At 63.9% G+C, this 6591-nt stretch carries 9 protein-coding genes, 2 tRNA genes and 1 pseudogene; 9 read left to right on the forward strand and 3 right to left on the reverse strand.

The window, feature by feature from the left end:
• The 3 genes from JOZ00_RS01180 to JOZ00_RS01190 all read left to right on the forward strand — a co-directional run.
• Window positions 1-451: class I SAM-dependent methyltransferase (locus JOZ00_RS01180; protein ID WP_293338620.1), on the forward strand; the 451-nt coding region annotated here is incomplete at its 5' end.
• 33 nt (window positions 452-484) lie between these two features.
• Entirely contained in the window at window positions 485-952 is a 468-nt protein-coding gene (gene cynS / locus JOZ00_RS01185) for a cyanase (protein WP_293338622.1), read from the forward strand.
• A complete protein-coding gene (locus tag JOZ00_RS01190) occupies window positions 953-1957 on the forward strand; it encodes a patatin-like phospholipase family protein (protein ID WP_293338624.1) in 1005 nt (334 codons plus the stop codon).
• A 121-nt stretch (window positions 1958-2078) separates the two neighbouring features.
• Here the strand turns inward: JOZ00_RS01190 and JOZ00_RS01195 are convergent.
• From JOZ00_RS01195 to JOZ00_RS01205, 3 genes and pseudogenes are all read right to left on the reverse strand, one after another.
• Window positions 2079-2773: pseudogene (locus JOZ00_RS01195) on the reverse strand (crotonase/enoyl-CoA hydratase family protein).
• A gap of 17 nt (window positions 2774-2790) precedes the next feature.
• Window positions 2791-3624, reverse strand: a complete 834-nt coding sequence (locus JOZ00_RS01200; RefSeq protein ID WP_293338634.1) for a hypothetical protein — start codon at window positions 3622-3624, stop codon at window positions 2791-2793.
• Window positions 3625-3694: 70 nt separating this feature from the next.
• Window positions 3695-4408 carry an MBL fold metallo-hydrolase gene (locus tag JOZ00_RS01205; protein ID WP_293338626.1) on the reverse strand — a complete coding sequence of 238 codons (714 nt, stop codon included), beginning with the start codon at window positions 4406-4408 and terminating at the stop codon, window positions 3695-3697.
• Between the two features lie 175 nt (window positions 4409-4583).
• Between JOZ00_RS01205 and JOZ00_RS01210 the strand changes: the two genes are divergently transcribed.
• The 6 genes from JOZ00_RS01210 to hadC all read left to right on the forward strand — a co-directional run bounded on the left by JOZ00_RS01210 (window position 4584) and on the right by hadC (window position 6462).
• Window positions 4584-4656, forward strand: a tRNA-Thr gene (locus JOZ00_RS01210).
• Window positions 4657-4708: 52 nt separating this feature from the next.
• Window positions 4709-4782, forward strand: a tRNA-Met gene (locus JOZ00_RS01215).
• Window positions 4783-4828: 46 nt separating this feature from the next.
• Window positions 4829-4996 (forward strand): 50S ribosomal protein L33, encoded by a 168-nt coding sequence (gene rpmG, locus JOZ00_RS01220; RefSeq protein ID WP_003898538.1) that lies wholly within the window; start codon window positions 4829-4831, stop codon window positions 4994-4996.
• A 48-nt stretch (window positions 4997-5044) separates the two neighbouring features.
• The gene (hadA, locus tag JOZ00_RS01225; protein ID WP_293338628.1) at window positions 5045-5524 is read left to right on the forward strand and encodes a (3R)-hydroxyacyl-ACP dehydratase subunit HadA; all 480 of its coding nucleotides are present in this window, start codon (window positions 5045-5047) and stop codon (window positions 5522-5524) included.
• Window positions 5511-5939 (forward strand): (3R)-hydroxyacyl-ACP dehydratase subunit HadB, encoded by a 429-nt coding sequence (gene hadB / locus JOZ00_RS01230; RefSeq protein ID WP_293338630.1) that lies wholly within the window; start codon window positions 5511-5513, stop codon window positions 5937-5939. The genes hadA and hadB overlap by 14 nt, the downstream gene beginning before the upstream one ends.
• A 4-nt stretch (window positions 5940-5943) precedes the next feature.
• Window positions 5944-6462, forward strand: a complete 519-nt coding sequence (gene hadC, locus JOZ00_RS01235) for a (3R)-hydroxyacyl-ACP dehydratase subunit HadC (protein WP_293338632.1) — start codon at window positions 5944-5946, stop codon at window positions 6460-6462.
• Window positions 6463-6591: the final 129 nt, after the last annotated feature.

Below are 6591 nucleotides of genomic sequence, written 5' to 3' on the forward strand. Positions count from 1 at the left end.
GCGGGGGGCGGTGTTGCTCGCGACGGCAAAACGGTTGCCGAGGGGCCGCGCGATCGGCGTCGACCTGTGGCAGGCCGACCAGACTGACAACTCACAGCACGCCACGCTGCAGAACGCCGCACTGGAAAACGTCGCCGACCGCATCGAGGTGCGCACCGCCGACATGACCGACCTGCCGTTGCCGGACGGAAGCGTCGATGTGATCGTCAGCAACCTGGCCATCCACAACATCCCGACGCACGCCGGCCGCCAGCAGGCCCTCGACGAGGCGATCCGGGTGCTGCGGCCCGGTGGCCGGCTGGCCATCGCGGATTTATGGGAAACCCGCCAGCACGCGGCCCATCTACGGGAACTCGGCTGGCCAAACGTGCGGCGGCGCAACCTCGGATGGCGCATGTGGTACGGCGGCCCCTGGTTCTCCACGCGATTGGTCGTCGCTACTAAGCCCTGAGGAAACCCGCGAAGGCGGGCATGCTTGGTAGCCATGAACAGAAACGAGATCACCGAACAGATAGTCGTGGCTCGCCTGGGACTGGGGTTGACCTGGCAGCAGTTGGCCGACGCCATCGACCGGCCGGTGCTGTGGACGACGTCGGCGTTGCTCGGTCAGCACCCGATTCCGGCTGACCTCGCGAAAATACTCGTCGACATGCTCGGCCTCGACGAGTCGGTGGTGCCGGTGCTGGCGGCGCCACCTATGCGGGGCGGGCAACCCACCTCAGAAGCTTCAAGGGTGCCCACCGATCCGACCATCTACCGCTTCTACGAAGCGCTTCAGGTGTACGGCGGTGCCATCAAGGAGTTGATCCACGAGCAGTTCGGCGACGGCATCATGAGTGCGATCAATTTCAGCATCGATCTGCAAAAGAAGCCGCACCCCTCCGGCGACCGCGTGGTCGTGACATTCGACGGGAAATTCCTTCCCTATCAATGGGTTACGGCGGAGCAATAAATGGCGGACCACGGGGACCGGTCGAAGCATGTCGATCTCGTCCTTTCGGGCGGGGGCGTCAAGTTCATCGGTCTGGTGGGTGCCATCGTCGCGCTGATGGATTCCGGATATTCGATCCAGCGGGTCTCGGGGGTGTCGGCCGGCTCGGTGGTCGCGGCGATCTTGTCCGCCGCGTCCAACAACGGCGGGTTGACCGGCGCCGAAATGAAGGACCTCGCCTTCTCGGTGCCGCTGCGCAAGTGGCGCGACGCGGGGCCCGTCCCCTTTCTGGGTGCCGCGTGGGGACTGGTCAGGGATACCAGCATGTATCGGGGGGACGTCGCCCATGACTGGATTCGCGGCGAGTTGCAGAACCTGGGCGTGCGCACCTTCGGCGACCTGATCCTCGAGGAGGACCAGCCGCTGGAGCGACGGCGCTACAAGCTGGTGGTCACCGCCGCCGACGTGACGGCGGCCCAGTTGGTGCGGCTTCCGTGGGATTACTCGCGGCTGTACGGGCTGCACCCCGACGAGCAACCCGTGGCCGACGCGGTGCGCGCGTCGATGGCGATTCCGTTCTTCTACCGCCCGGTCAAGCTGATATCTGCCGGCGGGACGACGTCCACCCTGGTCGACGGTGGTGTGCTGTCGAATTTTCCGATCGACACCTTCGACCGCCCCGACGGCAAGCCACCACGCTGGCCCACCTTCGGGATCACGGTCTTGCCGAGACCGGCCGAGGGCATCGGCGCGGTGATGCCCGCGCTGAAATCGCTGCGCGTCATCGAGCAGACGGCCCTGCTGGAAAGCCTGCTCACCACCATCCTGGCGGGTCACGACCAAACCCACCTGAACCAGCCGTGGGTCGCCGCCCGCGCGATCGCCGTCGAATCGACCAATGTGGGTGTGCTCGACTTCGACATCCCCAGGGGACGGTTGGAAGAGCTCTACGAGAACGGTTACGCGTCCGCGCAGGAATTCCTGTCCACCTGGGATTGGTCGTCTTATCTGGACAGGTTCCGGTAAGCGGATGCCGACACGGATGACGTGACGCGACACCGCTCGCGTGTCACACTGGCGGCGAGGAGGCGATAGGAACGCGGTGGCCGGAGATTCGAGCGGCCGCCGCGTTCGTTCATTGAATCGCCTACAGCCCGAACTCTGCTTCGATCCCGTCGATGCCGGCGCGGATGCCTTGAGCGCGTCGGCGCGGGCGCGCAACTTCGTCGCCGCGTGAGCGCGCTGGTTCAGACCGGCGAATTCGCGCGCGGCTTCCTCGGCCCGTTCCACCACCATCTCGGGCAACGCGATCTCGTCGACAAAGCCTGCGGCCAAAGCCGTTTCACCGAAGAACGACTTCGCCAGCCCGGTGGCCTGTTGATACGCCGAGCGCGTCAACCGCAACTTCATGACTTCCAGCGCGGCGTAGGGGATGACCATGCCGATCGCGACCTCGTTGGCCTGAATGTTGCACGCGTGCGCGGCCACTCGGTGATCGCCGGACGACAACAGGAACGCGCCCATCGCGATGGCGTGGCCGGTGCACGCCATCACCACCGGCTTGGGGTACGACAGCAGGCGATATGACAGCTCGAATCCGCCACGGAGCATGTCGATCGCGGGCTGCACCTCGCCGGACGTCAGGATCTTCAAGTCGAAGCCGCCGCTGAACACCCGGGCGTTTCCGGTGATGACCAGGGCCCCGACGTTGTCGGCGTCGGCCTGGTCTATCGCCTCGTTGAGGGCCTGCTGCATCGTCGGGCCCAGGGCGTTTACCTTGCCGTCGTCCATCTTGATGACCGCGATGGAATCTTTGAGGCTGTAGTGAACCGGGCCGCTCATAGGTTGCTCCTTGCCCGTCATGCCGGCTGGCTGTGGTGTTTGCCTAGCTCGTTTTCGGCATTACTCCAGCGCAGGCCGACGTCGGTGGGTTCGTCCAGTTGGCGGGTGCGCCACCTGTCCTGCGTTTCCCGTACCGCGCCGTTGATGCGTTCGATCTCGCTGCGGAAAACCTCGGGACGGGTTTCCTTGCTCGCGTAGTGGAAGTAGGTCAGCAACCCGCGCAGCAGCTCGAGCTTCTGCTTCTCTCGCTTGGCCAGGTCATGGGTCGTCATCAGTTCGATGCGCTGCACGGGCGGCAGCGAATCCCAGTCCAGCACCACCTGGGTCTGCAGCGGAGTGCGTTCACGCTCGAAGAGGCGTCGCCCATGCGGCTTCTCCGGCCGGTCGTAATAGGTCACGGTGCCGGCGAAGCGCGACTCGATGCCGCTGCCGATTTCGGCGCGATCGAGCGCGGAATCCCACACCATGCGCCATTCCTGGCCGGGGGCCAGCACCGGCAACTCCCGGGGGAGCCGCAGTTCGGCGACATCGGCGTAGCCGTCAGTGGCGTGTTCGTACTCGGCCACGGTCGGCGGATTCAGGAACGAGAATTCGATGTCGTAGGCCGGCGTCTGGCCGAAGTTGCGGACCACCAGTTCTATGACGTGCCAGTCGGCCGGATGCGGTTCCATGAACATCGCCACCTGCGGCCGGGTCTGCTCCGCGGCCAGTTGACGATTGCGTGCGATCTGGCGGTTCATGAAGAGCAGCGTGACGACCGCGATCACGATCGCAGCCCACGCCGCCCAAGCTATCCAGGTGCTGGACGCAATGTGCGCGACCCCATGCCAGCTGTCCTGGATCCACCCCATGGAATCCACCCAACGCTTATATCACAGGGCCAGGCCCCTGGCTTCCCGGACCGAACGACGGACGAGGGCCTCAGCCGCCCATCAGCATGCGCCACTGATCGAGGTCGGCGGCTCGATACACGTAGTTGGATCGCTTGACCTCTTCCAGCGAAGCGCTCGGCTCGACCGAATACCAGTGGCCGGGAAACACCGTCGGGTCGCCGGGAAGAGTCGCGAGCCGTTGCAGGCTGCGATACATCTCGTCGGAGTCGCCGCCGGGAAAGTCGGTACGGCCGCAGCCCTCCAGGAACAGCGTGTCGCCGGCGACGAGACGGCCGTCGAGCAGGAAGCACTGACTGCCCGGCGTGTGGCCGGGGGTGTGCAGCAACTCGATCTCGATATCGCCGATGCTGACCTTGTCGTGATTCTCGTGAGCCGTGAGGTCGCTGGTGCTGATCCCGGTCACGCGCGAAACCCAGAGCGCCTCATGGGTGTTGACGTGCACGGGCGCGGGCGCCCGTTCCAGCAGTTCGGCCAGGCCCTGCAACGAAAACCCCATCATCGATCCGCCCACGTGGTCGGGGTGATGGTGGGTCACCAGCACCCCGGACAGGTGCATGTCGTCGGCCTCGAGGATGTCGAGCAGATCGCCGGCGGCGTAGGCGGGGTCGACCACGACGCAATCACCGGTCTGCCGATCGCCGATCAGATAGGAGAAGTTGCGCATCTGGGTCGCGAACATGTCGCCGGCGGCGAAATCACGACCGGCGAGCAGTTGGCGGAAGTAGAGCCTGTCCTCTGACACGTGGACCAGACTAGGACGTGGTCGAGAAACGGCCCGCCGCGACTTCGCAATTGCCGCGCGACCGCCGCCGTTCGGCCGCACCCACCGAACGGCCCGACTCGTGGTTTGGTGCCGTTGCGAGCCAGGCTGTACCCTCTTTTAGGCCCGCGGCACGACTGGTCGCTTCGGGTGAACGGCCCCCTTAGCTCAGTCGGTAGAGCGTTTCCATGGTAAGGAAAAGGTCAACGGTTCGATTCCGTTAGGGGGCTCGGCGGGCGCCGGGCAGGCAGGGCGGCTCCAACCCCAAACGGGGTGGCCAGAGGCGATGTAGCTCAGTCGGTTAGAGCGAACGACTCATAATCGTTAGGTCGCCGGTTCGAGTCCGGCCATCGCTACAACACAACAACGTAAGCGTTTTGAGAGATTTGAGAGAGAACCGTCATGGCTTCCAGTACCGATGTGCGACCGAAGATCACCTTGGCGTGTGAGGTGTGCAAGCACCGCAACTACATCACCAAGAAAAACCGCCGAAACGACCCGGACCGACTGGAGTTGAAGAAGTTCTGCCCGAACTGCGGCAAGCACCAAGCGCACCGCGAGACGCGCTAGCGTTGCCCGGGCGCTTTTATTCAGATCGACTAGGTAGATTTTAGAACCGTGCCATTAACCGAGAACATCGTCGGGATGCACTACCGCTACCCCGACCATTACGAGGTGGAGCGGGAGAAAGTCCGCGAGTACGCCGTCGCCGTGCAGAACGACGACGCCGCGTTTTTCGAGGAGAAGGCTTCGGCCGAGCTTGGCTACGATGGGTTGCTGGCCCCCCTGACGTTCGTGTGCGTGTTCGGCTACATGGCGCAATCGGCGTTTTTTAAACACGCCAACATCGCGGTTCAGGACGCACAGATCGTCCAGGTGGATCAGGTGCTTAAGTTCTTTGCGCCGCTCGTGCAGGGAGACAAGCTGTACTGCGACGTCTACGTGGATGCGATGCGCACCTCGCATGGCACCCAGATCATCGTGACCAAGAACGTCATCACCAACGAAAGCGGCGACGTCGTGCAAGAGACTTACACAACCTTGGCGGGTCGTGCCGGCGACGATGGAGAAGAGGGATTTACCGATGCCACTGCGTGAGTTCAGCTCGGTCAAGGTGGGTGATCAACTGCCGGAGCGGACCTACCCGCTGACCCGCCAGGACCTGGTCAATTACGCAGGGGTATCCGGCGATCTGAACCCGATCCATTGGGACGACGAGATCGCAAAGGTCGTCGGGCTCGAAACAGCGATCGCGCACGGCATGCTGACAATGGGCATCGGCGGGGGCTATGTCACCTCATGGGTCGGTGACCCCGGTGCCGTCACCGAATACAACGTGCGGTTCACCGCCGTGGTGCCGGTGCCCAACGACGGCAAAGGAGCCGAGTTGGTCTTCAGCGGTCGAGTGAAGTCCGTCGATCCGGAGACCAAGTCCGTGACCATCGCTCTGACGGCCACCACCGGCGGCAAGAAGATCTTCGGCAGGGCCATCGCGTCAGCCACGCTGGCGTAACTCCATGGCTCTTAAAACCGATATCCGCGGGATGATCTGGCGGTATCCGGACTATTTCGTCGTGGGCCGCGAACAGGCTCGCGAGTACGCCCGGGCTGTGAAGTGCGACCACCCGGCCTTTTTCGACGAGGCTGCGGCGGCCGACCTCGGCTACGACGCAATCGTCGCGCCGCTGACCCTCGTCACGATCTTCGCCAAGTACGTGCAGTTAGATTTCTTCCGCCATGTCGACCTGGGCATGGAGGACTTGGTGATCGTTCAGGTCGAACAGCGGTTCGTCTGGTACAAGCCGATCCTGGCCGGCGACAAGCTGTGGGCGCGGATGGAGGTCGATTCGGTCAACGAGCGCTTCGGCGCCGACATCGTCGTCACCCGGAACATCTGCACCAATGAGGGCGGTGAGGTCGTGATGGAGGCCTCGACCACGTTGATGGGGCAGTACCGGGACAGGGAAGCGACCAAAGACGACGCCATCCAGCTCAGGTGGGACCCGGAATCCGGTCAAGTCGTCAGGACGGTGTGATCAGTCTCGGATTTCCTGCGCTTGAGGGGAATCGAGTACACTCGGACGTCGGGGTTTTCCCAGCATCAGCGCGCTTTCCGTGAAGTCGAAAGAACGGAAGGCGCGCGTGTCATGTAGGCCCCGGTAGGT

Source organism: Mycobacterium sp. (assembly GCF_019243155.1).
Classification (GTDB): Bacteria; Actinomycetota; Actinomycetes; order Mycobacteriales; family Mycobacteriaceae; genus Mycobacterium.